This is a genomic window from bacterium (assembly GCA_016708025.1).
GTDB lineage: Bacteria > Zixibacteria > MSB-5A5 > GN15 > FEB-12 > FEB-12.
Genome location: JADJGQ010000001.1, coordinates 290,300 through 316,702, shown reverse-complemented (window position 1 = coordinate 316,702; position 26,403 = coordinate 290,300). Strand labels below are relative to the sequence as shown.

The following is a 26,403-nucleotide window of genomic DNA, read 5'->3' as shown; positions in this document are numbered from 1 at the left end:
TATGCAGGCGTTGCGCACCGCAATCCATCGCAGCGCGTTACGAATTCTTCTTACCGAAACCGCCCAGTTTCTGGGTCGCCGACTTGAGCATAGTGGTAAACGAATCACCCTGATTCCCTTGATTGGCAGCCTCCATGGCGGCCTTGGTGAGTTCGGTATCCAGCTCCGTCAGGACCGAGATCTGGTTGTCGGTCACTCCGATGAGAACCGACTTATCAGCTACTCGCACGAGCGAGAGAGATTTTTTGGGATCGATATATGCGGTCTCCAGCACTTCAAGCATGAACGCTTTACGACTGCCTCCATGGCGTCGAGCGGTCATCTTCTTGAGCAACCAGATCCCGGTATAAATGCAAATGATCACGATCACCAGCGCGAGCACCATCTTGACGATGGAACCGGTCGCGCCGGCTGTATCAACCATCGGTTTGTAAGCCGGTGACGATGTCGCTACTGTATCTGTCGTGGTTGAACCATCGGCCTGCGCCAGCAGTGGGCTGCTGTTGCCGGGACGGTTCGAGGTGATCACGAGCATTCCGATCAGGGCAAGCGCCAGGATGATGGAGGTCGTGATCGCACGACGTCGGCTGGGATTATTCTGCGCCAAGCGCCTTCAGCCTTTCTTCCGGCGTGATCAACTGGGTGATCCGCAGGCCGAAATTTTCATCGATGACCACCACTTCCCCTTTGGCGACCACTTTGCTGTTGACCAGCAGGTCGACCGGTTCGCCGGCGAGCTTGTTTAGCTCGACCACCGATCCAGGTCCAAGCGCCAGGATCTCGGAGATGGACATCTTGGTCCGTCCGAGTTCAATGGCGACCGGCAGATCGACATCCATCAACAGGTCGAGGTTACGCGGCGTACTTCCTCCGGCCGGTTGCTGCAGTTGCTGGAATTCGGCTCGCGCCACCGGGGCGGATCCGAAATCGATATCATCGGGCGAAGTCGAGCGATTCTCCTGAGGGAGATCCTCGAGCATGCGAAGCATGGCGGCCTCGGCATCCTCTTCCGATGCATCGTTGGGATTGACTACTCCGACCGGCGCCTTGGACGGTATGGGCTGGTCATCCTGACCTCCGGCCCCCGGAAAGGCATCGGGCTGCCCTCCCTCGGCTCCGGCGAACTCCATGTCCTTTTCGTCTGTCATGCTAATTTCTCCTTAGAGATTGGTTCCCAGGCTGAGACCACCTGGAAAGCCCGCTTCTTGCCCGTCAAACCGGGACGGGCGACATATTTTTTGCGGCGGTTGACGCACACATCGATCGGCTGATGGATCTTCTTTTCCGATGGAATGATATCGCCGATCTTCAGTGACATGAAATCCCGCAGCTTGATATTCGAACGTAACAGAATGGCCGAGACGTCTGCTGAAACCTCGTACACGTTGTGCTGGTTGACATCGCGGTCGGCGTCAACATTTTTCCGCTTCGTGGCATCGATCCAGTTCTGCGCCGACAGCTTGGTGATGATCGGTTCGAGCGAAACATACGGATAGCAAATGGTCAACAAACCGGTCGACTGGAACAGTTTCACCTGGAAGGAGATCACTACCACCGTTTCACCCGGCGGAACGATCTGAATGAACTGCGGATTGGTTTCAAAACTGATCTGCTCGATCCCAACCTTGACGATATGCTCCCAGGACTTCTCCAGTTCGCGGTACATCCGGTCGACCAGACGCCCCATCACCGATCGCTCGATCCCGGTCAATTCACGTTCGGTCTCGAGGATCTTTCCGTGACCGCCGAACATCCGGTCGATCAGCGAGAAAGTGAGGGTCGGGTTGAAATCGACCAGACAGGCGGCATCCAGCGGTCTGGAGGAAAACGTATAGGTACAGGAAGGCGAAACCAGCGACATGATGAACTCGGAGTACGTGATCTGATCGACCGACACGAGGTCGACGTCAACGATCGATCGCAGCACCGCCGAGAGCATCGAGCCGAAATGGCCCGCAAAGTTGTCGTGCATGTTTTCCAGCGTCCGGATCTGGTCTTTGGAGACGCGATTCGGATGCTTGAAATCATAGGCGACGACGGACCGCAATTTCGCGTCATCGTAACTGTCCGCATCGTTCACTTCGCCCGATGAGACGGTGGTCAATAACGCGTCAATTTCGTCCTGTGTAAGAATCTTTGCCACTACTGCCTGCCTTATTGAAGCACAAAATCGGTGTAATAAACTCCGGCCAATTCCTCGGTCTCAAGGACCTGGGATATCCGTTTCCGTATCTGCACGCGCATAACTTCTTTTTGTTTGGCATCGGTCAATTCCGCCAGCGTTTTGGAGGAAAGGATCGTGATGAGCACATCGCGCACGATCGGTTCGCGAGTTTCGAACTCGGCCATCAACTCTTTGGAGCCCAGTTCGAAGCCAAACGAAACCGACAGGAAGCGGGATCCGGCGGTTCCGGCCGGATTAACGACGATATCCTTGATGGAGTAGACGAGTGATTCGCTCGCTTCTCCATGAGCGGATTTCTCTTTCTCCGCTTTCTTGGCAGGTTTCTTTTCCTCGCCATGTCCGGACGTCTTTTCGCCGTGCTCTTCCTTTGCCTCGGTTTTGGTTTCTTCCGCGGCCTCTTCCCCGCCTCCGGCCATCATTGGCTTGAGGACGAAGATCGCCAGGACGACGCCTATGACGAGAATGCCGGCGCCGATCCCGCCGAACAGGATCAGTTTGCTGGGTTTCTTTTTGGCCGGTTTCGCCTCGGCCCCTTCGGCCGGCTGAACCTGCGTTTTGTCGTTGTCTGCTGCCATCGTCACAATCCTTGTCGTGGCGTTACATGTGCATCGGTTGAGTCAGCGGTCGGGATGATTCCCCGACCGGCTGACAATCGTCTGAATGCCGCTACCTTTTCGATGATCTCATCGGGCGAGTTCTTAACCATGATCTTCTTGCCGGTTGTCAGCGAGATGATCGTGTCGGGAATCGCCTCGACGAACTCGATCAGGTCGGCGTTGATCACCAGATCAGAATCATTTATCCTGGTAACCTTTATCATCTACTTATCTCTTCAGGTTCACCAACTCGTCGAGCATGTCGTCCGAGGTGGTAATGATCCGCGCATTGGCCTGGAAGCCGCGTTGCGTGGTGATCATACTGGTGAATTCCTGCGCGATATCGACCGACGAGGACTCGAGCGCCCCCGAGGTGATCTCGGCAGAAATGGTTGCCCCGGCCGTACCTTCCACCGGCTCGCCGGAGTTCGCCGACGGCTGATACATGGACCGCCCTGCTTTGCGCAAGCCAGCCTGGTTGGTGAAGTCGGCCAGCGCGATCTGCGCCAGAACACGGGTCACACCATTCGAGAAGATACCCGAGATGTTACCGGCCTGATCGATCGCGACTTTCTCCAGAATTCCAAGTCCGTATCCATCCTGGCCAATGATCGAGGCGGTATGGCTTCCAGAGCTGAATCCGGTCAGGCCGTCAAAGTTGCCGGCCGTACCTGCGCGGAATGCGACTGTCATGTTCTCCGCGCCGTTATTCGGGCTGATGGTGACGCCGGTAGCGCCGCCAAAGTAATCAAAGGCATTGAGTGAACCGTCAGCGTTGAAAGAGACCGAACCGGTCTGACCGGCGGTGATCCCTTCGTTGCCGAGGGTCGAGACACGCCACTCCCAGCGATTCGGGACGAGCGACTTGAAGAACTCGATCGACATTGTATGTCTGCCGCCGAGTGAGTCGTACACGTTGATCGAGGTGGAGTGCATGGTAGCATCGGTCGTCACTATCAGCGGGTTTGCGCCGGTAGCAGTCAGACCATTGGTCGCTTCCAATTCCACGCCGCCGCCGCCGAGCCCATCCAGGCCGACCACTTTACCCGTGATGTTGTCAATGATCAGGTCAAGAGTCGTGATCTGCGGACCGGCCGCCGGACCGTAGCCGCGCTCCGGAGTGAAGGTGTCACTCGCGATGTAAGTGGTCGCCGCGCCGCCGGAAGACTGGAAAGTCCCGCCGTTCACGCCAAACACCACACCGATGACATTACCGGCAGTCGCGCCACCGCCGCCGCCGACAGTGGCCGTGCCGGCCGTTGAAAGGAAATTGAAATCTGTATCGGCACCCGCTTTGTCACGAGTGATCTGGATCTGTCCGCCGACCAGCGCCGCGGTGATACCGTCGATCTGGTTGGTGGCATTGATCAGGTCGCTGATCGTGGAATTCGCGTTCAACCCGGAGATGATCTGGGTCGTGCGGCCATCCACGCTGAATCCATAGTTGGTGAAATCGGTGACGCCGAGTGAACCAAGCGTCATAGTCAATCCAAGAGCGCCGATCGCGCCGCCGGTACCATCATTACCGACATTCGCGCCGGTATAGGTAGCGTTGACCGCCTGGTTACCGGTGATGACGATCGAGTGCGTACCGCCGATACCGTCAATGGCCGTGCCGCTGACCGAGGTGACACCGGAGTTGCCGGCATCGTTCAAGCGAGCGAGCGAGTCTGTTGCAGCGGAGTCAAGGTTGTTCGCCAGGGTGACAAATTCGGTCGAGCGAGCCGGATCCTGCTGTCCAAACGGCAGCGTGATCGGGCCGGTCGTCGCCAGCGACGGAATGTTGCCGGACGAATCAGCCATTTTGCCAAGCACGTACAAACCGGTAGCCGGGTCGACGAGATTGGATTCGGCGTCGAAGCCAAAGGCTCCGGAGCGCGTGTAAAACTTGTTGTCGTTCGAGTCACCCAGGACGAAAAATCCTGAGCCCTGGATCGCCAGGTCAGTGATCTGGCCAGTCGTTTCGAGACCACCCTGCAGGAACAGGTTGTCCACCGTCGCCACCTGCATCCCAAGACCGAGTTGGATCGGGTTGGTACCGCCGGAGACGGCACTCGGACGACCTGCGCCCTTGTAGCTCTGAACGAGCGCTTCCTGGAAGTTCACACGACCGGTTTTGAAGCCGATGGTGTTGACGTTGGCGATGTTGTTACCAATGACGTTGAGTTTCGTCTGGTGGTTTTTCAATCCGGACACACCGGCGTACAGTGATGCCATCATGGGTTGCTTCCCTCCTTAGGGATGAGCAAGGCCCCCCCATTTATCATGGGGTCCAGCCTTGTTTGAGGTTTATCGTTTATCAGTTTCATTGTTTGCTCAGATAATGATCGCCGAGTCGATCGAAGTGACAACGCCTTCGCGCAGCCGGTCACGATCGAACGCGGTGATGATGGTTCTATTCTTGACGGAGGCGACCATCGCCATCTCGTCGAACAGGATCAACGTTTCTTTGGAACCCTTCGCTTCCGCCTTATCCAGGGCATCGGCTACCTGCTGCATACGCTGTTCGCCGAATTCAATCCCTCGTGAGTAGAGACGTTCGCTGGCATGCTTGGAGACCGTCACCGGACGATTGGATGACAGCTCTTTGGTCAGCGCCTGCTTAAACGACTCTGTCTGGCTGGACTCGTTCGATCTGGTCGGCGCGTTGCCCCGCTGCGCGATCTCGATCAGATTGACCGGGCGCTGGTAGGCCGCTATGCGTGTTCCTTGTGCCATCGCTCGCTCTTAGTCCTCGTCGAATGAACCTTGTTCGCCAACCGCCGTGATGTCGCCGAGCGATATCTCCATGCCGTTGACATTGACAAATGCGGAGCCGTCACGATAGGAGACGCGAGTCACGATGCCGGAGATCGCCATGCTGGGCGAAAACGTTGCGTCGGACAGATTGGTCGCCGTCGTTTCGACTGTGTAGTAGCCGGTTTGCATGGTATTACCCATGGCATCCTTGCCGTCCCAGGTGATCGTCCCGGAACCGGTGCCGAGATCTTTCTTGGTCACGCGAGCAATCTCATTCCCGTCGGCATCTTTGATGACCATGGTCAGTGACTTGGCCGGCTGGGTAAGCGTGTAGGCGACCGAAGCACTCTTGCCGCTGTCGAGATAGATGCCTGAATATTCCGCCTGGACTTCCTTGCCGATCAGGCCGGAGGCCATGGCGTTGTTCAGCGACTGCATCTGGAGATAATCCCACTGGTTGGACGAAGTGATCCCCTCGGCGATGTTGTTCATCTGTTCGAGCGAAGAGAACTGCGCCAACTGGGCGATGAAATCTTCATCCTGCATCGGCTCGAGCGGATCCTGATACTGCAGTTTGGTAACCAGCAGTTGCAGGAAATCATCCTTGCCGAGAACCTGACTGCCCCCGGTTGTCTTGGCGTTGCCGGAAACATCGGTGGCTATTGGTGAAATGAATGACATCTCTTCACACTCCTACGCATATAAGTTGACGCTGCCGGCGCCGAGATACGAGACCGGCATGGCAGCCGGAACGATCTTTGAAGCTTCGGCCAGCAGATCATCGGCGATCCTGGCGACACGAGGTTGCTGCGAACGGAACCATTCCGACTGGCGATGGAAGAACTGGCTGTCCGCTCCGCCGCCTCGCACGTTTACCTCTATATAGTTGACCTTCACACCCGCGCGGGCGAGCTGGTCGTTCAGTTGATCGAGAGAGCTTTCTACCGCCGCTTTGGCATGGACAGTCTCAACTGTCACACGGGCAGACATTGACTCGCCGCGGACAGACAGTTCGAGCTTTGCCGGTCCCAGATGTTCCGGTTCGATCTTCAGCATGATCGTCTGGCCATCCGCTTTGATCTGCGGCATCTCCTGCGGCATGGTTATCTTGACTCGCGGGATCTCCATCCGTGCCTGTTGCGTGGTCTGGTCAAGTACATTGGTTGACTTTAGGGTGAACTGATCGAGCCCATCCTGTTTGATCGCCCCGTCCTGACTAGATGGAATCAGTAGTTTGGCGATCAATTCGGAGTCCTGCGTTTTCGCCTGGCCCTCAGATTCAAACGCGACCGGGCGCACCACACGACGGCGCGGCAAGCTGACAGAGTCAACGGTCAATCCATTGGCCGCAACCGGAGTCGGGTTTTCGTTGGTTGCCGGTGTGGCGACCGCGGAAACCGTCTTTTTGGTGGAGGTCTGCGCTTTGAGTTGAGCACGATTCAACTTACCGGCAAAAAGCAGATTCTGTCCGGCCTGTTCGGCGACGATCTGCACTTTCATCGGTTCATCAGCCGCCTGATAGACGGCGCTGGTCGGTTCGACCGTCACTTCCATTTCGCGGACATTCACCTTACCGAGCAGAGACTCGAGCTCGGTTTTGTTCGGCGAAACCAGCGTGACGCGGGTCGGGGTAGTCTGAACGCCTGCAGACTGCTTTACTGCAGGCGTGATCGCATCGTGGCTTTCCTGGTGGAGAAGCTCGATCGGGATTGTAACTTTTATCGGCTCAGCATTGTCGGTTGACTTGAGGTCAAGCGTCAGCTTGCCATTATTCAGATCCTGCTTGAGAACCTGATATTTTCCGGGTTTCAGGTCGATTGGCCGATGTTGCGCCAGGGTCATGGTCCAGGGCTGCGCGATCGGTAGCGATAACTTCTGATCGAGTTGCAGATTCGGTTCGACCGGTTGGAGTATGGACTCCGGGGTTACCGCTCGGAATGACGCATCACCAGCCAGTTCGGCGTTTACGATCTTGACGGTCTGCTCAAGTCCCGTATTCGCCACCGGCGACTGAATCGATCCGGCCAGCATCGAGGCGATAGCCTCGTCCAGCGAGGTCGATCCGTCGGTCAGGGACTTGGACTGAATGTTCGCTTCACTATTAATAGGGAAAGCGGAGAGCGCCGGTTCGGCCATGCCGAACAGGTTCATCAATGATTCAAATGTTTGTCCATCGCCGGTCCCATTCGACAACGGTTCGCCGCCAAATGGCTTGGCGGAACCGATCCCGGCTGGGCTGGTAGGCAGAATGTTGACAAACGGCAGCATCATTGGTTATTCGCTCGCCAGAGTTATGATCTGTTTAGAGAGATTTGCGGCACGCTGTGGCGGCATAAGAGCCAGCACGGCCGATGCATTCTTCTGTTTCATTTTGGGGATGATGGAAACAACCAGTTCATCCTCGAGGTTGGCCAGGATCTTTGAGACCGCCTCAGCTTCCATCCCATCGTACAGTTTGGCGAGATTGGTAACGCGGTCAGAACTGGCTTGCTCTATCTTGAGCAGTTTCTGGGCGATCTCGCGATCTTTCTTCTGCAGTTCCTGCTCGCGTGAAGTGATCTCTTTTTCACGGGTCTCGAGTTTATTCTGTTCCTTGGTCAGCCAATCGACTGCCTGGAGTGATTCCTCTTTTCCCATAGCTTCGGCGTGATCCATCTCAGCTTCGATTGCGGTCGGATCAGCCAGTGCCTCGGTCATCGCCGCGATATTGCGGGTCAACTCAGCGGCAGCTTCGGCGCTGTCGGCCGCGGCAGACATGGAATCAGTGGAAGCGACCTCATGGTCGGTAGTGGGCAGTGAATCGGTATGCGAAGCATGCGATGTCGAGTCAGCATGTTTACTGCTGTCGGCCACGACGACCTTTGAGTCAGCTTCCGCCTCCGCCTTGGGTTCGCCGCCGAGAAACATCAGGGTGACATAAACGGCGCCGCCGAGCAGCACCAATCCACCCACGCCGAACAGGAGGATCGGCATAAGCTTTTTCATCAGCCCCGGCTTTTGGGCCGCCTTATCGGCCTGCCCTTCGGCAGTCGGCTGTGCCCCGTCTTCGGGTTTGGTCTTATCTTTTGTCACACACTACTCCGCATGATGCTATTTCTCCGTTGCCGTATTAAGCAAGGGGTGTGCCGAAGTCGAGCGTGCGTCACACGTCATTGTGATGTAACGATTTAGGCGATACGGGAAAATTCAAGAGAAGGGGGGTCAGGTGAGATGCGGGAAAGGAGAATCCGACCGGCTGGGAAAGTTATTCCGAAGGCTAAACGAAGGCGCCGAAACGAACTAATCGTTCCGGCGCCGTTCTTATACGGATCTAAATCGACTACTTCTGCGCGTCGACTACTGCGATCGCGGCCATATCAACGATCTCGTTGACTTCCAGCGTGCGGTGCAGCACATGAACCGGCTTGGAAAGACCCATCAGGATCGGTCCGACCGCCATCATGCCGCCAATACGATGAAGCAGTTTGTAAGCGATATTCGCCGAACCAAGGTCCGGGAAAATAAAGACATTGGCTGCCTCCTTGAGCGTCGAGAACGGGAAATAGCGCTCGACGAAATCAGGCATCACCGCAGCATCGGCCTGAATCTCGCCATCCACCATCAGCTCAGGAGCGCGCTGGTGGACGATCTGAGTCGCTTTGGCAACCTTCTCCGATTCCGGATACGGCGCAGAGCCAAAGTTTGAGAACGACAGCATGGCTATCTTCGGTTCAATGTTGAACCGACGGGCAACCTTCGAGGAAAGAATGGCTATCTCGGCCAACTCTTCCGCCGTTGGATTAACGTTTACCGTCGTGTCGGCGAACATGTAGACCTGATCCTTCTGGATCATGGCGAACATACCGGAGACGCGTTTGATCCCATCGGCCAGCTTGATGATCTGCAGTGCCGGTTTGATGGTCTGCGGATATTCGGAGGTCACGCCGGAAAGGACGGCATCGCAGTCTCCCATTTCGAGCATCATCATGCCGAAATATTCGCGATGCTCCATGATATGCTTAGCTTTGTCCGCGGTGACGCCTTTGCGCTGGCGCAATTCGAAGAAACGCTGGGCATAGGCATTCCGTTTGTCGGAAGTTGAAGGATTGATGACGGTGATACCGTCCATCTCGACATCGTTGTCTTTCGCCAACTGCTTGATCTCTTCGGGATCACCAAGGACGATCGGGTGACCGATACCATCGGTGGCAACCACATGAGCGGCGCGAAGAATACGGCGCGAGTTTCCTTCGGGGAAAACTACTCGTTTCGGCTGTTTTTTCGCTTTCTCATGAATGGCGCCCATGATGATCCGTCCCTTGCCAATGCGAAGGGCAAGATCATGTTTGTACTTCTCGATGTCGATCGGGTTTTTGGCGACACCAGTTGCGATCGCGGCAGCCGCGACGGCGGAAGCTTCCCAGACCAGGATTCGCGGATCGAACGGCTTGGGAATGATATACTCGCGGCCGAATTTGAAGTGATCGACGCCATACGCGCGGGCGACCTCTTCAGGCACATCCGCTTTCGCCAAAGTGGCCAACGCTTTGACAGCGGCGATCTTCATCTCTTCATTGATCGCTGTGGCATGTACATCGAGTGCGCCACGGAAGATGAACGGGAAACCGAGAACATTGTTGACCTGGTTCGGATAATCCGAACGGCCGGTCGCCATGATCAGATCCTTGCGGGCATCCATCGCGTCAGGATAGGTGATCTCGGGATCGGGATTCGCCATGGCAAAAATGATCGGGTCGCGCCCCATCGATTTCACCATTTCTTTGGTCACCATATCCTTGACCGACACGCCGACAAAGACGTCGGCATCTTTCATGGCATCGCCGAGGGTGCGGCATGAGGTCTTGCGGACGAAGTATTGTTTGTACTTGTTGCCGCTGAAATCTTCGCGCCCCTCCCAGAGAACTCCCTTGGAGTCGACCATCAGCATATTTTCCGGATTGACACCGAGAGAAATGTAGAGCTTGGCGCAGGCGATACCGGCAGCGCCGGCTCCCGAGTAAACGACGCGGACCTTGCCGATATCCTTCTTCACGATCTCCAGTGCGTTCAACAAGGCGGCGCCGGAGATGATCGCGGTCCCGTGCTGGTCGTCGTGGAAGACCGGAATGTTCATTGTTTTCTTAAGTGTTTCTTCGATCAGGAAACACTCCGGTGCTTTGATATCTTCGAGATTGATACCACCGAATGTCGGCTCGAGGATCTGGCAGCAGCGAATGATCTCCTGCGGATCATGCGTGTCCAGTTCGATATCAAAAACGTCGATATCAGCGAATCTTTTGAAAAGAACTCCCTTTCCTTCCATCACCGGTTTACCGGCGGCGGCGCCGATATCACCTAATCCGAGAACCGCCGTGCCATTGGAAACAACAGCGACAAGATTCCCCTTGGCGGTGTATTTGTATACATCCGCAGGATTGTTATGAATCTCCAGGCAGGGTTGAGCGACGCCGGGAGTATACGCCAGCGACAGGTCAAGCTGGGTGATACAAGGCTTGGTCGGATTAACTTCGATCTTCCCTCGTTTACCTTGCGAGTGGTAATCGAGAGCTTGCTGTTTCGTGATCATAATGCGTTGACTCCTCTATGGAAGGACCGACGATTCGGTACGTCGGAGACTGTTACATTTTTCACAAACTCAATATAGGTCGAGGCGGTCTGGAAAATCAAGCTGATATGCGGCCCTGATCAGATCGGCGGTTGAGATTTGAGGTCTGTCCGATTCGCTTCCGAAGGGTGGTTGCTTGATCGTAGGATATTGTATGATAAAAGGTTATGGGAGCAACCGCAAAGTCAACGACAGGTTCCAAATGAGAAGGTCGGTTTGGCAGGTCGCCCTTAGAAATCATTGGCAAAAACGTCCTCTTTGGCCGCTTCAGGTCGAGCGTCAGATTTCCCACATCCATTTTCACTGCATGAAACCAGATGCCAGTCGCTTTACCAATTCATACGATAGACTTGTTGCCGCTCGCCACTGCCACCGTGCCTCCCCCACAATTTCACGAGCAAGCGTAGCAAAAGATATCCGAAAATAAACCCACCAACATGCGCGAGCCAGGCGGTCCCTCCTCCGGAGCCAGACCCGATGAGCGACATGACTACCTGTAGTCCGAACCAGAGGCCAAGTACGACCTTGGCAGGCAACACGACAAACTGAATGAAAAAAAAGAAGATGAGTACGGTGATCTCAGCACGCGGATGCAGCACCATATAGGCTCCCATGACTCCGGCGATCGCCCCGGAGGCACCGACGAGCGGGATGCGTGAATCGAGATTAAAGAGCGCGTAAAGCGCCACGGCGGCAAACCCGGCGATCACATAGAAGATCAGGAATTTCACCGGACCGAAGTAATCCTCGATATTGTTGCCGTAGACCCAGAGGACCAGCATGTTGCCGATCAGATGCATCCACCCACCATGCAGGAACATGGAGGTAAGCGGAGTCAGGTAATAGCTGGTCGGCAAGTCATAGCTTTGGCTAGTGCCGAGGAAAAGGTCGGGGATAAATCCAAACGAATAGATGAAGCGGGCGAAGCCCTCTTCGCCAAGTGATTTCGTGTAGAGAAAGATCAGCGTGTTGACCGCGATCAAAGCGACGGTCAGGATCGGTTTTCGAAAGGTCGGGTTGTCATCGCGAATCGGAAAAAACATGAACGGCTACTTCCCCTTCCCCTTTTTGGCGGCGGTATTATCGGCGATCTGAAACGTCACGCTCTTCTGTGCCTGATTGCCGGCGCGGTCCACGGCAATGATCTTCAACTGATGTTCGCCCGATTTCAGGGGCTGGAGGGGTGTGGTCCGACAGATCTTGGTCTCCGGATCATATTCCGGGATCTGCCAGGTGCCATCGATCGTGATTATTATGCTTCTATCATCTTCAAATCCGGAGAGATCATCGCTCAAGGTGAATCTTATCTCAGGGGTTGGCTCTTTGATGGGACGATATTCCGGCAGACTGATCCCGCTGATCTTGGGGGGCTGGAAATCGGCGACAACCAGATAGGAACCGCCACGGTTGGCGGTGGCAATCAGCTCACCTTTTGGATTGATTGTCGTACCGAGCCAGACCCAGGCATCTTTCTTCTTATCCAGACGGCAGAGCCCTAGTTGCTTGGGGAGAGGGAACGGTTTGAGCAGGCGCGCCCGCAGGTCTACCGGGCCTTTTAGCAAAAGGTCTTCCGGTCCAAACATGTAGTGATCGGTCATCAGGCGAAGCGCATCTTTTCCGGAAAGCACCGACTTTCGCAGGTCAACAAAGCACGGCTGGTAAAGATCAGTGCTATCGATCACTAACTCGAATAGGGTGTCAACCGCGAGCCTGACAGTATCCCGGCGTCCCGCCTGGATTATCATCAAAGAATCGAGCACGCGTGGTTCGATCCCCAGTTCGCTCTGAAAGCGCAGTTGAATTCGCGTGATCATCTGGTATTCAGGCTTGGTAGGGATGTAAAAGGCATAGTGGTTCATCGAGATGAATCGCCGGAGATGTTCGATACCGAGCAGGCTGTCGCCTTGAAACAACTCGACCTGCGCGTGATAGCCGGTTCGACCGGCGAGTTCGCCCCGCACAATCATCCCGTCATCAGTCAATTCGTAGGCAACTTTCGGAGGGAGAATGCCGCGAAGCGCAAATCCATTGAAGGGAAAGTCAGCGATCTGGCACTTTGTCTGAGTGGTATACTGGAAACGGAAGACCGCCCGTGGCTGACCATCCCCGGTCATTCGCACTACAACGCGATTCGGTTCCGGTTCACTGATGATGGCATGAGGCACCTTATGCCAGGTGTCGCCACGATTCAAGAATACCGCCCGGGAAATGATCCCTAACTGCTGATATGCGGCGTGAACTGAAAAGTAGTAGTCGATCGTGGTATCATTGATCGTGACCATAGAGTCGAACGGATGCAGATCCTCGGACGGCCCCCAGATAAAAGCTGCGGTCAATTCGCTACGGTTGCCAAAGGCATCTTCGGCCACGATCCGAAGATTGTGCAAGCCCCAAGCAAGCTGATCTTCAGAACCGACAATCCCCTTCCCCGGTCCATAGCTGGTGGTTCCGGCATACCCATTGCCAATACGGTGGTAGAGTCGCTTGACGCGCGGTTCACCATCAACTGCTTCGCCAAAATCATAGATCAGGCTGGCCGCGGCAGTCTCGTTGTAGTCGATCGTGTCCATTTCGACCTGGTAGTAGAGAGTCTGATCGACATACAACTGCATTCGGTAAACAGTCTGGCGCATGCCCCCCGTACGCATCATGTCGTAGCAGTCCGCGAGCAAGCCGAAAGGGGCGTTGAAGTACAAAACGGTGTCCAGTTTGAAAGATCCGGCCTTGCCGGTCCCTTTGACCGGGAAGAAGATCTTTCTATTACCGTCGGAGAAAAGGGAGTGATCATCGGTCATCTGGAAGCCGACGCGCTCAAAGGTTGGCCGTACTTTGTCTGAGAGTTTGTAACCGTGGGTCAGCGGATTGAGCGGAATATTGTTGGGGGCACGTTTCTCAAAGTGCAGGTGTGGTGCACCGGCACCGGTCTGTCCGGAATAGGCGATCAGCTCACCCGGCTTAACGCGAATTGAGTCGGCTGGCAATTCTATATCAACAAAGTAGCGTCTTGCCTGGGTTTGTTTGGCTTTAACCAGCTTCTCGAGGAGCGGATTAAATCCCTGAAGATGACCAAAAACATAGGTATGGCCATCATCGCCGGTCATATAGAGACCTTTCCCATATCCGGTATAGGCCATCCGGATTCGCGAGATATAGCCAGCGACCGGGGCTTTGACCTCTTTTCCGGGAACACCGCCGGTACGAAGGTCCAAACCGGCATGGAATCGCCCGGAACGATAATCGCCAAAGCCAGATGAAAGATCAATTTGTCCGGCGAGCGGCCAGGCGGCAAAGAGCGCGCAAGGTGTTGCTAAACATAGTATTAGTGAGAAGCGGGCGATTTGAAGGAAAGTTGAGCGACGATTCATTGCAGTATCTTTTTCCTTGGTGTCGGTGTCGAACTAATCATTGTACCGATACTACAAAACAGTAGGTCCAAAGGACAGACAATTTTAATGGTCGCCGGGCCGTAACGTGTTGCCATCCCGGTATGTTTGATTATATTCGGTGGATTGTCGGTTCGGCCCCCGCTCAATCCGCTGGCGGAACCAGAGTAAGCAAACCAGAGGAGTCTGAATAGATGTTTGAATCATTGCGGAAAATGATCTTCCCTATCATCATCATCGTTTTGCTGTTTTTCGTGGCGATGATCGTACTTGAGTGGGGTCTGGATATCACCGGTCGGTCGATGGGGGGCGAAGCCAACTATGCCGGATCGATCAACGGCGAAAATGTCACCTGGGAAATGTACCAGCGGCTTTACACACAGCTCTATCAGAATGAGTCGCAACGGTCTGATGCCGAGGTGCCGGACAGCAAGATCCGCGAGCTTGAGCAGACCGCCTGGAACCAGTTGGTCCATGACGAGTTGCTGAGCCAGGAAGCGGCCAAAAACAATATCGTCGTCACGGAAAAAGAGCTGTATGCCTATTTGAGAATGCAGCCTCCGTCATACCTCCAACAGGTTCCGGCATTTCTGACGAACGGTCAGTTCGATTATCAGAAGTATGTGCAGGCAATGGCCGATCCGCAGTGGACCTCATTCTGGGCCCAGCTTGAACCTGGCGTTCGGGGCGAGATTGAGCGACTCAAAATGCAGGAGATCGTCGTCCAGACTGTTGCGGTCTCCGAGACCGAACTGAGACAGACGTTCCTGGAAGGGTTTGAGTCGGTGAAGATCGGACTGGTTAATGTGCCGCAGAGCCGTTTTGCGGCCAGCACACCGGCGCCGACTGAAGATCAGTTGAAGCAGTATTTTGAGAAGAACAAAGAGAAATACAAAGTGGAAGAGCGGGCGGTTCTCAATCTGGTCATGCTGGAAAAGAAGCCGACCGACGAAGACTGGTCATCGACCGGTGCCCGTTTGAAAGTGATCTATGATTCGATCCGTGGAGGGGCAGATTTTGCCGAGATGGCCAGGACCTACTCCGAAGATGGCTCATCGGCGGCCGGAGGCGACCTGGGCTGGTATCAGCAGGGGAAGATGGTCCCGGAATTCGATCAGATGACATTTAGAATGCAGGAAGGCGAAGTCAGCGAGCCATTCCGCACCCAATTTGGCTGGCACATAATCAAGCATCACGGGTACCGGGACACGGTTTTGACGCCGGGCACTCCGAAAGTACGCGAAGCACATACTTCACATATTCTCCTGCGCGTGGAATCATCGCAGAGTTCACTGGATGCCTCTTACCAGCGGCTCTCTGATTTCCAGTTGATCGCCGACGAAAAGGGGTTCAGCGCCGCGGTGAGTGAGACTGGTCTCGAAGTCAAGACAACCACTCCGTTCAGCCGTCGGATGGCAGTGCCGTTCATCGGATATGATGTGGTAGCGGATTCGTTCGCGTTTCAGAATGAAGTTGGCGCTGTATCCACGGTCATGGAAAACAACTCAGCGTTTTTCGTTCTTGAAGTGGCGCAGCGTCTCCCTGCCGGCGAAGCACAGTATGAAGAAGCGAAACCTCGCGTAACGCAGGAAGTCCGTCGCGAAATGATCGCTGAGCAGTGCCGCGCGCAAGCAGAGAGAGTGGTCGCCGGCACCCGCGCGGGACAGTCGCTTGAGATTGCGGCTAAGGCGAACGGGCTGATCTACACGACCACCGACTGGCTGACCCGCAATAGCTATCAGACGGAACTGGGCCGTGATCCGGTGGCGATCTCGGCGGCATTCTCGATGTCGACGCCTGGTGAGATCGTCGGTCCGATCAGTTACAGCGCCGGCGCGGCGGTGATGCAGTTGATTGAGAAGCAGTCCCCCGACCTGACGCAGTTCAACGAAAAGCGTGATTCGATCTATTCGCAGATCATGTCGGCCAAGCAGCAGGAGATGTACTCCCGCTGGTACGAGAATCTGATGCAATCATCGAAGATCGTGAACAACGTGGCGCGCGCCAACCGTCAGTCTTACAACTAGAACATAAAGTTGATCGTGATAAAGGCCCCTCAGTGAGGGGCCTTTTCTTTTTGTCGAAAGAGTCCATACAATGCGGCCATCGCCCAGGCCGTTTCGAGAATCACGAACGGCAGGCTGTTGGTCATGACTGCGTACACAGCGGCCATGGCAGACCCAACCAGATTCATCAATAGATAGAGCTTGCTGGACTGCGGCAATTTGTCCCGGAGATTCAGATAAAAGGCGACCAACAGGAGCAGAACTCCGAATGAACCAATCGCCATACCGGCCATAGCACTCTCCTCTGTAATTTGATCATTGTCCCCGGATCACAATGCAAGCATACGATTGTTGAGTCAGGCTTGACAAGCTTCGATACGATGAGTGAGAAGACGATTGAGATCAGCCGAGAAGCGAATGCACGTCGGTCCTGGCCTGGCTTGCCTGCAGTTTCTGGCCAAACTCGCGGACCTCGTTGATATCGAGAGTCGTGGTAAGGATGCGAGACTGGGATTCTTCATACATGGTGGTCTGCTGAAGGATACCCCAGGGGGCGGCGATCAGGGACCTTCCCTGGAGCGGACGTCCGAAAATCTCTCCCACACCGCAAACTTTCACGACATAAGCGCAGGCCTGTGAGGCACCGGCAAGGAAATACTTCTGGTCGCGGTTCTTTTTCTGAGAGAGCGAATCATCGGGACGATAGAGCGATGTTGTCGGGACGAAAATTATATCCGCGCCAGCTTCACGCAACTCGTCGTAAAGATGCGGATAAAACACATCGCCGCAGATCATCATGGCGAACCTGACACCGTCGAGCGTCACGACCAGATTATCAGAACCGGGAGAGATCCCCTTGGCGAGTTCACCGGGGACGGGAAACCGTTTTCTATACTTGCCGAGGATCGAGCCGTGGTCGATGACGAACGAAGTATTGAACAATTTTCCCTCCGCGGCTTCGACAATCGATCCTCCAACAATGCAGGTGTGCAGTTCATCGGAGAGGCGGCAGAGATAATCGAGGTATTCATTCTGGCGCAAGGCGGCCCGCTGATAATCGGTCACGGTGGGATCGATAAGATAGTATTCCGGCAGGCAGACGAAATCAGGTCGCTGTTTGAAGATATGGATCTTCTCTTCCAGCGTGATCCGTCCGCCCATCATTGCCTGCACGGCCACTACTTTTACGAGCATTTTGACATACTTCCTTGCATAAGATACGCCCCAGGTGGTGCAAAGTTCATCAAAAGATGGTGAGGAATTGTAAAGGGCGGCTAGTGGGCCGCCCTTGGAGATCGCCTATTGATGTGGAACATCAGCAGTTAGTGTAATTCGGCCCCTCGCCTCCCTGTGGTGTGACCCAGCGGATCACCTGGTAGGGGTCGGCAATATCACACGTTTTGCAATGGACACAGTTGGAAGGGGTCAGTTCCAGCTTCAGCTTCCCGGGACGGGCTGGGTCATCCACCATATTGTAGACATCGGCCGGACAGAAGTGCTGGCAGGGGTTACCGTACTCCTGCGTACACCGGGTGTTGCAGATGTCATAATCTGCGATCACCAGGTGCGACGGCTGATGTTCTTCGTGCATGGTCCCCGATTTGTAAACATCGGTGACCTTGTCAAAGGTCAGTTTGCCGTCGAATTTCAGATCCTTTGCAGTGGCTGGTTTGCCGAACCGCTGCGCGAACTGATCCAACTTGAGCATATACTCGTGATCGCGATGGTGCGGCTTTCGATCGAACAGCCCGCGCCCGCCAGTAACCATCTGGATGCCGCCATGGAATAGTCCGGCGAATAATCCGGACTTGAAACCGGCGTGGAAATTGCGCGTGTCGTACAGCTCTTTGTACGCCCAACTCGCGCGGAATCGGTCGGCGTATCCCTTGAGCGTGTTGGCCGAATAGTCTCCCGACTTGATGGCATCAAACAGGGTTTCGGCTACCATCATGCCGGATTTGATCGCCAGGTGCACTCCTTTGAGACGTTGCGGATTGAGCATACCGGCTGAGTCGCCGGCGAGCATCAGGCCGTCGTGGTAGAGTCTGGGGATCGAATAATAGCCAGCGACCGGGACTGTTTTCGCACCATAGTGGAGCATTGTCCCACCATCCAGAAAAGAGCGGATCAGGGGGTGCGATTTGTACATCTGGAAACGGGCATGCGGGTCGTTGGTCGGATCCGGTGAATCGAGACCTATGCAATAGCCGACTGAGACGAGAGTATCAGACATGCCGTAGACCCATCCGCCGCCATATTCGTACGATTCGGCTGGATAGCCGATGGTATGGACGACCTGTCCGGCGGAGATGCGTCCGGCGGGGAGCTCCCAGACCTCTTTGACGCCAGTCAGGTAGGATTGCGGCTGGCAATCGCGCGTCAGTTCGGGAATCTTCTCGAAAGCCTGGCGGGTGAGTGAGCCATGTACACCTTCGCAGAGAATAGTCACTTTGGCATGCACCAGCGAGCCGGGTTCAAAATTCGATTTCGGCGTTCCATCTTTGTCGAGTCCCATATCAACGGTCTGGACTCCGATCACTTTGCCATCCTCGACCAGCAGCTCAAAACCGGCCATGCCGGAGTAGATGTCAACTCCCATCTCCTCGACCTGTTTCGCCAGCCATCCGGAGAACTTATTGAGCGAGATGATGTAGTTGCCATGATTGTCGAGTGGTGGCGGATTGATCGGCGCCTTGAGGTTGCCGGAGGGTGTGAGATAACAGAAGGAATCCGCGGAGACGGGCGCCTCGAGCGGTGCGCCTTTCTCTTTGTAATCCGGGATCAGCTCGGCGATCCCGCGCGGATCCATGACCGCACCGGAAAGGGAGTGTGCGCCGACATAAGAACCTTTATCCATGAAGAGGATCTCAGGTTTTTCGACAGCGGGATTGTCGGCGAGAAGTTGGGCCAGTCGGTAGGCGACAGCCAGGCCGGCAGGACCGGCCCCGACGATGAGAATATCTGTCTCGAGAATTTCGCGTTCAGTAGGCATACTTTAGTCCGAACGTTGACGTTTGGTTCGCCAGAATATACGTCGCCGCCCGGCAAAAGCAACCGGTAGTCTCCGGGGTTACTTCGAGGAACTGGAGACGCGCTGGTGGCCGGGACCATTGTCATGGTCATCGTCAGAGGCCTGACGGCCATTCATAGAGATCTGGAGCATCTCACAGATCCGTCGACGGTCACAGCCGATTGTAAAGAGACGGTTGGTACGAATGATCGGGCGACGGATAAGGGAGTTGTCCTCGGCCATCATTTTGATCACTTCATGCCGTTCCGGCAGTTCACGATCCAGCCCCAATTTGGCGAAAGATTTCGAAGCAGGATTTAAAAAGTATTCTATGCTGAAATAACCGACCAACCGGCGAATCTCATCTTCGGTGAACGGTCTTTTCTCAAGGTCACGAGTATCGAGATCCACCCCGGCATCTTCGATGAATCGGCGAGTTTCAGCGCACTGTTCATCGTTGCCATAAGTGATGAACGTGGCACGTTTGGGGGGCATATATCCTCCTGGTTTACGATGAGTTGCCTCATCAATTGCGACGGAGTCGCAGAACATTCAACTACTGGTACAGTGATTTCATGATCTCCGGGATAGCGGAGAATCAGACTTCAGAACGGGTGATCGCTTCACCTAGCCCGCGATCACGAGCCGATATTAAAACGTTTCTTCGACCTCTTTGTCAACACAATTTTCGACATTTCTCACCTTTTCCCACAGGGAAAACGGCCAAAAAAATCTACAGAACTATCCGTGTTCGGGGTTCGTTCGCACTTTCTACGCAGTACAAACGAGTCATTACCATCGCAATCGGAAATAGATCCTCTGAACTCGAAAGCGCCCCGTTGAATCGAGGGTCCCCTTGTGAGGTTATCGGAAAATCGAACGACTACTTTAAGAGGCTCTCATCCTTTATAACGATCAGCCGTCGGTTCGGTTCCGCTTTCCGGCGGAGATATTCTACACTCAATACGGAATGTTACACCGAATGTTCAACGGATTCAGGCAGTTGAATGGACGGATTGCCGAATTAGATTCGGACAGCAATACCGACGCCATCCCGGATCGGCAGGACGGTGGTGAAGAACCGCTTATCGGCGTAGAGGAGTCGCGTAAACTCCACGATCCGGCGAGTGGTTTTGTCCATCTCTTTGTCTGCAACCCGGCCCGACCAGATCAGATTATCTGTTATGAAGAGTCCGCCCTTGCGAAGGCGAGCGGCGGCCAGGTCGATAGTGCGTGGATAATCCTGTTTATCGATGTCGTTGAGAATGATGTCGTACGGTCCGGGCAGATTCCGGGCGATATTCAACGCATTCCCTACCCTGAAATCAAACTTTGTACGCAGACGAGAACGTTCAATGTACTCAAGCGCCCGTACTTTATTGGCTTTGTCTCCATCGGTCAGGACGATCTCCCCTTTTGGGCCGATCGCCATGGCAAACCAGAGGGCGGAGTAACCATATCCCGAGCCAAGTTCCAGTACTCTTTTCGCCTTGATGGAAAGCGCCATCTGGTAGAGTAATCGCCCGACCAACGGTCCAATTATGGGAAACTTGTGTTTCGCGGCATAGCGTTCCATCTCCTGAAGCATTTCGGGCCGTTCAGGAGTCATTTCCAGCAGATAGCGATGTACTTTCTTGTGCATGTGCTATGCGTCCTACAGCATAAGGTAAACGTCGTCACCCTCGACCACCACATCGTAGCGTCGGAGTTTCATCCCCGGCCGACCGAGGCACTCGCCGGTCTCGAGGTCATACTTCCACCCGTGCCATTTGCAGGTGAGAATACCATCGACAACTCCGCCGGTGGTCAGACTGGCTTTCATATGTTTGCATTCGGATTCGATACCGTACAGCGTGCCATTGACGTTAAAGACCGCCACACGGCGAGCCAGAATTCGTTTTTCAACCGCAGCACCGACAGGAAGCCCGGACAGAGCGCACATTTTGATTTTCATCATAGGTCGGGCAGACCGGACCAGTTTGCGGTCCGGGAGCCGGTAGGATTAAAACAGCATTCGCGACTGATTAGCAACAAGAAGATCCGACTTGGATCAGGCGGCATCGCTGGCAACTGACTGCAGTTCTCTCCGGGTTTCGTTAGAATCCTGAGTGCCGCTGTCAGTGCGTCGACGCTTGCGGTTGTACATACTGAGAAATCCGCCAAGAAATGCCAGGAAACAGCCAATCCAGAAGAGCTGGATGAGCGGCTTTTTCGATAATTCAATCACCAGAAGGCCCGGGGTTGAGGCGCCAGTGGGGACAAACGGACCCTCGAAAGCAAGTTTGACTCCGCCATCTTCAGGGCGAACGCCCGCAATGAAGATCGAGCCGCGTTCGTTGTCGAAGCGCGAGTAGATCGGGGTAACTTCATTACCGCGAACAACCAGTTCTGGGGCCAACTCCTCGGTCTTGCCATCATAAGCGATGGTGACAATAGCGGCGGCGCTCATGGCGCTATCCTGGTCGCCGTGATTACCCATTTCAAAGCGATGGAAGGTGACGGCGTATTTGTCCACCTGGACCGTCTCCCCTTTTTTCAGGAAGTACTCTCCCTGGGGTTCTTCTTTGGGGAGTTCTATCGATGCAGGAGCGAAGTAAATGTCGTAGGTTAGATATGTTTCGACATGGGGTTTCTTCATCACGCCTTCCTGATTTTTCGGGAATTCGTGGGGCAGAATGGCAGTGAACTGATCATCGCCATTGACCACGTTCAGGTGGCAGTCAAAGCCTTTTTCGGTCGATTCAACACCGGTGAAGGTGATCTCGTAGCCCATAACATTGGACGGCTGATTCTGTACCAGATTAACCTGTTGCTTAGTTTCGAAGCCGTTGGCGAGAGCAGCGCCTGTTAGGGCAAGAGCCAGTCCGCAGTGAGAAAGATAGCCGGTTTGCCAGCGTCCCTGCCGGAACGACTCATAGAGCACATAGCCGTTGACGACCAGCGCCGATGAGGCCGCGCCAAAAAGTGCCAGATAGATTATCTGGGAGGTGAATCCGGTGAGCAACATGGTTACCACGGTCAGAGCAAATACGGAGCCGCCGAGGATCAACAGCCAACGCTTGGCAAGACCATCATTCCAGCGGAAGACCGGGAAGAGCGAGATCAACAGTAAGATGCAGACGGCGATTGGCGTCATGGTGGCGAAATAGTAGGGCTGACCGACATTCGAGGGGTTCTCGGTCACGCGCGTCAAGAGCGGCGCAGATGTACCGATCAGCACCAGCAGGCCACCGATAAACAGTACCACCACTCCGAGGGTCACCAGATAAGAGCGTGATGCCACTTTAGAATAAGAAGGTTCTGGAGTGATATCGCGCCATCTGTAGGCCATGAAAAACAGCCCCATTCCCACAAAGAAGAAGAGGCCAGTGACAAGAAACGCGTTGATACCCAGATCAACAAAGGAATGGACAGAGAAATCCGCAAGCACGCCTGAACGAGTCAGGAAAGTGCCGTACAGCACCGACCAGAATGTCATGCAGACGGCAAAAAGCGAAAAGCGGAGAAGTCCGCGACGCTGACGTTTGATGAAAAGCGAGTGCACCTGAGCGGTCAGGAAGATCCAGGGGATGAGCGACGAGTTTTCGACTGGATCCCATGCCCAGAAGCCACCCCAGCCAAGCGTTTCATATGCCCAGTAGCCGCCAAGGATCAGCGAGACACCCAGAGTACCCCAGGCAAATATAGTCCAGCGGCGGGCGGCCTCAGCCCAGGTATGATATTTCCGCTCAACCAGCGCGGTCAACGCGAAACAGAACGGAAAGACCGTTCCGGCAAAGCCGGAGAACATGATGGGCGGATGAATGGTCATCCAGAAATTTTGCAATAGCGGATTCAACCCGGCGCCCTCTTCGCGAAAGACCGGCATCAGCTCGAATGGAGACTTCTTGATCATGATGAGCAGAAGAGAGAGTACAAACAGGTTCAGGAAGAACATGTTTCCGCGCTCGAACTGCCGGGCGGTGAACATCATGATGGTGCCAAGGATCACCGTATAGAAGAGCCAAAGAAGGAAGGTCCCTTCCTGTCCGCCCCAGAGAGTGGCGAACAAGTAATGGAGCGGAAGATCGGTTGACGAATAAGAATAGACATAGGCGACCGTGAAATCGTGCGTCAGGATGAGATACATGAGGGTGCTGAGCGCGCCGATAGTGGCCACGGTGGTCACATGGAAAAAGCGACGACCGAGATTGTGATACTGCTCTTTGCCTCGCCAGGCGAGCAGATAAAATAGACCTGAAAGAAAAGCGCCGATCGCTGCGGTGAAGATGAAGAAATCGCCGAGATGCGCCACGGTATAGCCTCTTCCCTGTCTGCCCGATTAGCCGGCTTGCTGGGCCAGATTGCGGATCCGTTCGCGACGTTCCGGCACCACCACTTCGGCGGTTCCGCCGGAGATAGTCACCAGTCGCTGGATTACGGCCTCGACCAGAAACTCCGGAGTGGAGGCACCGGCGGAGATACCGACTCTTTCTATAGAGTCGTCAGTGAACCAGTCATCCTTTATATCAGAGGCCGATGATATCAATATTCCGCGTCCACAAATGGCATCGGAGATCTGGGCCAGACGGACGGAATTGGCCGATGTTTTTGAGCCAACGACCAGCACCATATTCACTTGCGGGGCGAGGTCGAGAATCGCGTTCTGCCGCTGGGTGGTGGCATTACAGATGGTGTCAAATATCTCGATATGCGGCCATTTCTCTTTGGCCAGTTTCTGAAATTCAGCGACTTCTTCCTGGTTGCAAGTCGACTGAGAAGTAAGGCCGAGTTTTCGGTCGGTCCAGTCAGGCAAATTGGGCAGTTCGCTCTTATTGGTGACCACAGTAATGCGGTCCGGAGCGTGGCCCACTACTCCCTGGGTCTCATCATGATGCGGGTCGCCAAAATGAATGACATGGTAACCGTTGTCGATCACCTTCATCACGATATTATAGATGCGAGTCACCAGCGGGCAGGTGGCATCGACAACATCGAGCCCCTTCGCCTTGGCTTCTTCGATCACGTTGGGGGCGATACCATGAGCTGAGATGATAAGCGTGCCTTCGTTGACTTCATTGAGGGAATAGACCTGACCAACGCCTTTGTCGAGAAAACGCTGCACAACAGTTTCGTTGTGCACGATCTCATTGAGGATGGTCACCTTGCGGCCTTTATCCAGGGCGGTTTCCTCGGCGATATTGATCGCCCGCTTGACTCCCATGCAGAAGCCGTGATGGCGGGCGATGATGATCTTCTTCAGCATGCCTTCTCCAGTATTCCCTTCGACTGGTGAAACGCCTTATACGAACTGCGGACGAGCGGGCCGGCCTCGACATGGGCAAACCCGATCTCTTTCCCGATGCGGGCCAGTTCAACGAATTCTTCCGGCGCGTAAAACCGTTCGACCGGCAGGTGAGCCAGCGACGGGCGCAGGTATTGGCCGATCGTGACGATATCGCACCCGGTTGCGTAAACCTGGTGCATCAGTTCTACCAATTCTTCCCTGGTTTCGCCTAATCCGACCATAAATCCGGTTTTGATAACCGGGCGCGGCGAATAATCGGCGGCATATCGAAGGACGGAAAGCGAGCGATCAAGCTTGGCGGCGCCGCGAACGCGTTTATGGAGGCGAGCGACGGTTTCGACATTATGCGCAAAGACATCCACGCCGGAATCCAAGATCACTTTGACGGAGTCATATTTGCCAGCGAAGTCCGGGACGAGGAATTCGACTTTGACTTCATTATCCTGCCTTCGGAGGAGCTCTATAGTCCGGGCAAAAATAGAGGCTCCCCCATCCGGCAGGTCATCTCGCGTCACCGAAGTGATGACGACTTGTTTTAGTTTCAACTCGGCGACCACTCGGGCAAGGCGGGCGGGTTCTTCGAGATCGAGCCCCAGCGGCTGCGCCTTGATGACATCACAAAAGTTACAACCCCGGGTACAGTGATGTCCGAGGATCATGAAGGTTGCTGTTCCCTCTCCGTAGCATTCACGGATATTGGGGCAGGACGCTTCCTGACAGACCGAGTGCAGACCATTCTCTTTCAACGTCTGACGAATTCGGTGGTAATTCGGATTCGAGGTCGGCGTGATCTTGATCCACCGTGGCAGTCGTACGTGCGGGGTCTGCATCCGCTCCGCCACCGTTGGTGCCTTCGGCTTTTCTCCATGCGCCGAGCGGTCACCAACCGACTGCGTAAAAAAGACTTTATTCATCTATGTAATATACGTTCGGTTTACCGGTTGTCACCAAAAAAATCATCTAAAAAGTAGCGGAGAACGGTTGCTTCTGATCCGAGTTCGTTGTGAAAACTACCCGCCAGAAGCATCCCTTGCCTCACCAGTACCGGGTCGTTTTGATAACGCGCCAACACTGTTACATCCTTGCCGCACCGTACAATTCGGGGGGCGCGAATAAAGGTACCGCGTAGCTTTTCCGTAGTGCCGGCTAGTTCAGCGGTTATCTCTTCTTCGAAAGAGAACAACTGACGTCCGTATCCGTTCCGCAAAACATCAATATCCATCAATTGAAGTGGCGCGACACCGGACTGGTTGTCCTGTATGCTATTGGCTAACAGAATCATACCGGCACAAGTTCCGTAGAGGGGGTGGTTGCGGGCAAAATCTTTAAGCGGTTGCCGCAGATGATGTTTGTCCATGAGGATTGACATGGTCGTAGACTCACCGCCAGGGAGGATGAGCGCGTCAATACTATTGAGGTCATCAGGCAGCTTGACCAACCGAACTGCGGCGCCAAGCGATATTACTTGATTCGCATGCTTCTCAAAATCTCCCTGCAAAGCGAGAACGCCAATAGACAACTTGTGGAAATTAGACTGTGTGGCCTTGCGGGATGTCAATTTGTCTGTGCCATTCACGGCGACGGTACCTCTG

24 protein-coding genes are annotated in these 26,403 nt (G+C 54.6%); 1 reads left to right on the top strand and 23 read right to left on the bottom strand.

Annotated elements, in window-relative coordinates:
- Window positions 1-37 precede the first annotated feature (37 nt).
- The 13 genes from fliO to IPH75_01345 form a co-directional block, all read right to left on the bottom strand.
- Window positions 38-607: a flagellar biosynthetic protein FliO gene (gene fliO, locus IPH75_01405; protein MBK7140719.1), complete on the bottom strand. Its 570-nt coding sequence runs from the start codon at window positions 605-607 to the stop codon at window positions 38-40.
- Window positions 594-1,148, bottom strand: coding sequence for a flagellar motor switch protein FliN (fliN, locus tag IPH75_01400; protein MBK7140718.1), 555 nt, complete (start codon window positions 1,146-1,148; stop codon window positions 594-596). The genes fliO and fliN overlap by 14 nt, the downstream gene beginning before the upstream one ends.
- Window positions 1,145-2,143, bottom strand: a complete 999-nt coding sequence (fliM, locus tag IPH75_01395; protein ID MBK7140717.1) for a flagellar motor switch protein FliM — start codon at window positions 2,141-2,143, stop codon at window positions 1,145-1,147. Before fliM ends, fliN begins: the two co-directional genes overlap by 4 nt.
- Window positions 2,144-2,154: 11 nt before the next feature.
- The gene (locus tag IPH75_01390) at window positions 2,155-2,760 is read right to left on the bottom strand and encodes a flagellar basal body-associated FliL family protein (protein MBK7140716.1); all 606 of its coding nucleotides are present in this window, start codon (window positions 2,758-2,760) and stop codon (window positions 2,155-2,157) included.
- Between the two features lie 2 nt (window positions 2,761-2,762).
- Complete coding sequence (locus IPH75_01385; protein MBK7140715.1) at window positions 2,763-3,005, bottom strand: flagellar FlbD family protein; 243 nt, start codon at window positions 3,003-3,005, stop codon at window positions 2,763-2,765.
- Between the two features lie 4 nt (window positions 3,006-3,009).
- Window positions 3,010-5,001, bottom strand: coding sequence for a flagellar hook-basal body complex protein (locus tag IPH75_01380; protein ID MBK7140714.1), 1,992 nt, complete (start codon window positions 4,999-5,001; stop codon window positions 3,010-3,012).
- 96 nt (window positions 5,002-5,097) lie between these two features.
- Window positions 5,098-5,499 carry a hypothetical protein gene (locus tag IPH75_01375; GenBank protein ID MBK7140713.1) on the bottom strand — a complete coding sequence of 134 codons (402 nt, stop codon included), beginning with the start codon at window positions 5,497-5,499 and terminating at the stop codon, window positions 5,098-5,100.
- A gap of 9 nt (window positions 5,500-5,508) precedes the next feature.
- A complete protein-coding gene (locus tag IPH75_01370) occupies window positions 5,509-6,201 on the bottom strand; it encodes a flagellar hook assembly protein FlgD (GenBank protein MBK7140712.1) in 693 nt (230 codons plus the stop codon).
- Between the two features lie 12 nt (window positions 6,202-6,213).
- Window positions 6,214-7,791, bottom strand: coding sequence for a flagellar hook-length control protein FliK (locus IPH75_01365; GenBank protein MBK7140711.1), 1,578 nt, complete (start codon window positions 7,789-7,791; stop codon window positions 6,214-6,216).
- Window positions 7,792-7,794: 3 nt separating this feature from the next.
- Window positions 7,795-8,592 carry a hypothetical protein gene (locus IPH75_01360; GenBank protein MBK7140710.1) on the bottom strand — a complete coding sequence of 266 codons (798 nt, stop codon included), beginning with the start codon at window positions 8,590-8,592 and terminating at the stop codon, window positions 7,795-7,797.
- A gap of 247 nt (window positions 8,593-8,839) precedes the next feature.
- Entirely contained in the window at window positions 8,840-11,086 is a 2,247-nt protein-coding gene (gene pta, locus IPH75_01355) for a phosphate acetyltransferase (GenBank protein MBK7140709.1), read from the bottom strand.
- 368 nt (window positions 11,087-11,454) lie between these two features.
- Entirely contained in the window at window positions 11,455-12,168 is a 714-nt protein-coding gene (locus IPH75_01350; protein MBK7140708.1) for a rhomboid family intramembrane serine protease, read from the bottom strand.
- Between the two features lie 6 nt (window positions 12,169-12,174).
- Window positions 12,175-14,490 (bottom strand): M23 family metallopeptidase, encoded by a 2,316-nt coding sequence (locus tag IPH75_01345; protein ID MBK7140707.1) that lies wholly within the window; start codon window positions 14,488-14,490, stop codon window positions 12,175-12,177.
- 212 nt (window positions 14,491-14,702) lie between these two features.
- Between IPH75_01345 and IPH75_01340 the strand changes: the two genes are divergently transcribed.
- On the top strand, window positions 14,703-16,535 hold the full coding sequence (locus tag IPH75_01340; protein MBK7140706.1) for a peptidylprolyl isomerase: 1,833 nt from the start codon (window positions 14,703-14,705) through the stop codon (window positions 16,533-16,535).
- Between the two features lie 29 nt (window positions 16,536-16,564).
- Here IPH75_01340 and IPH75_01335 read toward each other — a convergent pair whose 3' ends face one another.
- From IPH75_01335 to pdxT, 10 genes are all read right to left on the bottom strand, one after another.
- On the bottom strand, window positions 16,565-16,807 hold the full coding sequence (locus IPH75_01335) for a hypothetical protein (protein MBK7140705.1): 243 nt from the start codon (window positions 16,805-16,807) through the stop codon (window positions 16,565-16,567).
- A gap of 109 nt (window positions 16,808-16,916) precedes the next feature.
- On the bottom strand, window positions 16,917-17,708 hold the full coding sequence (locus IPH75_01330) for a carbon-nitrogen hydrolase family protein (protein MBK7140704.1): 792 nt from the start codon (window positions 17,706-17,708) through the stop codon (window positions 16,917-16,919).
- 121 nt (window positions 17,709-17,829) lie between these two features.
- The gene (locus IPH75_01325) at window positions 17,830-19,506 is read right to left on the bottom strand and encodes an electron transfer flavoprotein-ubiquinone oxidoreductase (protein MBK7140703.1); all 1,677 of its coding nucleotides are present in this window, start codon (window positions 19,504-19,506) and stop codon (window positions 17,830-17,832) included.
- A 78-nt stretch (window positions 19,507-19,584) separates the two neighbouring features.
- Entirely contained in the window at window positions 19,585-20,019 is a 435-nt protein-coding gene (locus tag IPH75_01320; protein ID MBK7140702.1) for a hypothetical protein, read from the bottom strand.
- A gap of 529 nt (window positions 20,020-20,548) precedes the next feature.
- A complete protein-coding gene (locus tag IPH75_01315; GenBank protein ID MBK7140701.1) occupies window positions 20,549-21,166 on the bottom strand; it encodes an O-methyltransferase in 618 nt (205 codons plus the stop codon).
- Window positions 21,167-21,178: 12 nt separating this feature from the next.
- Complete coding sequence (locus tag IPH75_01310; GenBank protein MBK7140700.1) at window positions 21,179-21,481, bottom strand: Rieske 2Fe-2S domain-containing protein; 303 nt, start codon at window positions 21,479-21,481, stop codon at window positions 21,179-21,181.
- A gap of 93 nt (window positions 21,482-21,574) precedes the next feature.
- Window positions 21,575-23,818 carry a cytochrome c biogenesis protein CcsA gene (gene ccsA, locus IPH75_01305; protein MBK7140699.1) on the bottom strand — a complete coding sequence of 748 codons (2,244 nt, stop codon included), beginning with the start codon at window positions 23,816-23,818 and terminating at the stop codon, window positions 21,575-21,577.
- Window positions 23,819-23,845: 27 nt separating this feature from the next.
- Window positions 23,846-24,769: a 4-hydroxy-3-methylbut-2-enyl diphosphate reductase gene (gene ispH / locus IPH75_01300; protein MBK7140698.1), complete on the bottom strand. Its 924-nt coding sequence runs from the start codon at window positions 24,767-24,769 to the stop codon at window positions 23,846-23,848.
- Window positions 24,763-25,641, bottom strand: coding sequence for a lipoyl synthase (gene lipA, locus IPH75_01295; GenBank protein MBK7140697.1), 879 nt, complete (start codon window positions 25,639-25,641; stop codon window positions 24,763-24,765). Before lipA ends, ispH begins: the two co-directional genes overlap by 7 nt.
- Window positions 25,642-25,745: 104 nt before the next feature.
- Window positions 25,746-26,330, bottom strand: a complete 585-nt coding sequence (pdxT, locus tag IPH75_01290; GenBank protein ID MBK7140696.1) for a pyridoxal 5'-phosphate synthase glutaminase subunit PdxT — start codon at window positions 26,328-26,330, stop codon at window positions 25,746-25,748.
- Window positions 26,331-26,403: the final 73 nt, after the last annotated feature.

Bases quoted from the DNA above. Each gene is read 5' to 3' on its own strand.
- lipA (MBK7140697.1), bottom strand. From the start codon at position 25,641: ATGCAGACCCCGCACGTACGACTGCCACGGTGGATCAAGATCACGCCG.
- IPH75_01385 (MBK7140715.1), bottom strand. From the start codon at position 3,005: ATGATAAAGGTTACCAGGATAAATGATTCTGATCTGGTGATCAACGCC.
- IPH75_01390 (MBK7140716.1), bottom strand. From the start codon at position 2,760: ATGGCAGCAGACAACGACAAAACGCAGGTTCAGCCGGCCGAAGGGGCC.
- IPH75_01310 (MBK7140700.1), bottom strand. From the start codon at position 21,481: ATGATGAAAATCAAAATGTGCGCTCTGTCCGGGCTTCCTGTCGGTGCT.
- IPH75_01380 (MBK7140714.1), bottom strand. From the start codon at position 5,001: ATGATGGCATCACTGTACGCCGGTGTGTCCGGATTGAAAAACCACCAG.
- pta (MBK7140709.1), bottom strand. From the start codon at position 11,086: ATGATCACGAAACAGCAAGCTCTCGATTACCACTCGCAAGGTAAACGA.
- IPH75_01370 (MBK7140712.1), bottom strand. From the start codon at position 6,201: ATGTCATTCATTTCACCAATAGCCACCGATGTTTCCGGCAACGCCAAG.
- fliN (MBK7140718.1), bottom strand. From the start codon at position 1,148: ATGACAGACGAAAAGGACATGGAGTTCGCCGGAGCCGAGGGAGGGCAG.
- IPH75_01365 (MBK7140711.1), bottom strand. From the start codon at position 7,791: ATGATGCTGCCGTTTGTCAACATTCTGCCTACCAGCCCAGCCGGGATC.
- IPH75_01320 (MBK7140702.1), bottom strand. From the start codon at position 20,019: ATGCCCCCCAAACGTGCCACGTTCATCACTTATGGCAACGATGAACAG.
- IPH75_01350 (MBK7140708.1), bottom strand. From the start codon at position 12,168: ATGTTTTTTCCGATTCGCGATGACAACCCGACCTTTCGAAAACCGATC.
- IPH75_01330 (MBK7140704.1), bottom strand. From the start codon at position 17,708: ATGCTCGTAAAAGTAGTGGCCGTGCAGGCAATGATGGGCGGACGGATC.
- IPH75_01375 (MBK7140713.1), bottom strand. From the start codon at position 5,499: ATGGCACAAGGAACACGCATAGCGGCCTACCAGCGCCCGGTCAATCTG.
- IPH75_01325 (MBK7140703.1), bottom strand. From the start codon at position 19,506: ATGCCTACTGAACGCGAAATTCTCGAGACAGATATTCTCATCGTCGGG.
- IPH75_01340 (MBK7140706.1), top strand. From the start codon at position 14,703: ATGTTTGAATCATTGCGGAAAATGATCTTCCCTATCATCATCATCGTT.
- IPH75_01335 (MBK7140705.1), bottom strand. From the start codon at position 16,807: ATGGCCGGTATGGCGATTGGTTCATTCGGAGTTCTGCTCCTGTTGGTC.
- IPH75_01315 (MBK7140701.1), bottom strand. From the start codon at position 21,166: ATGCACAAGAAAGTACATCGCTATCTGCTGGAAATGACTCCTGAACGG.
- IPH75_01345 (MBK7140707.1), bottom strand. From the start codon at position 14,490: ATGAATCGTCGCTCAACTTTCCTTCAAATCGCCCGCTTCTCACTAATA.
- ispH (MBK7140698.1), bottom strand. From the start codon at position 24,769: ATGCTGAAGAAGATCATCATCGCCCGCCATCACGGCTTCTGCATGGGA.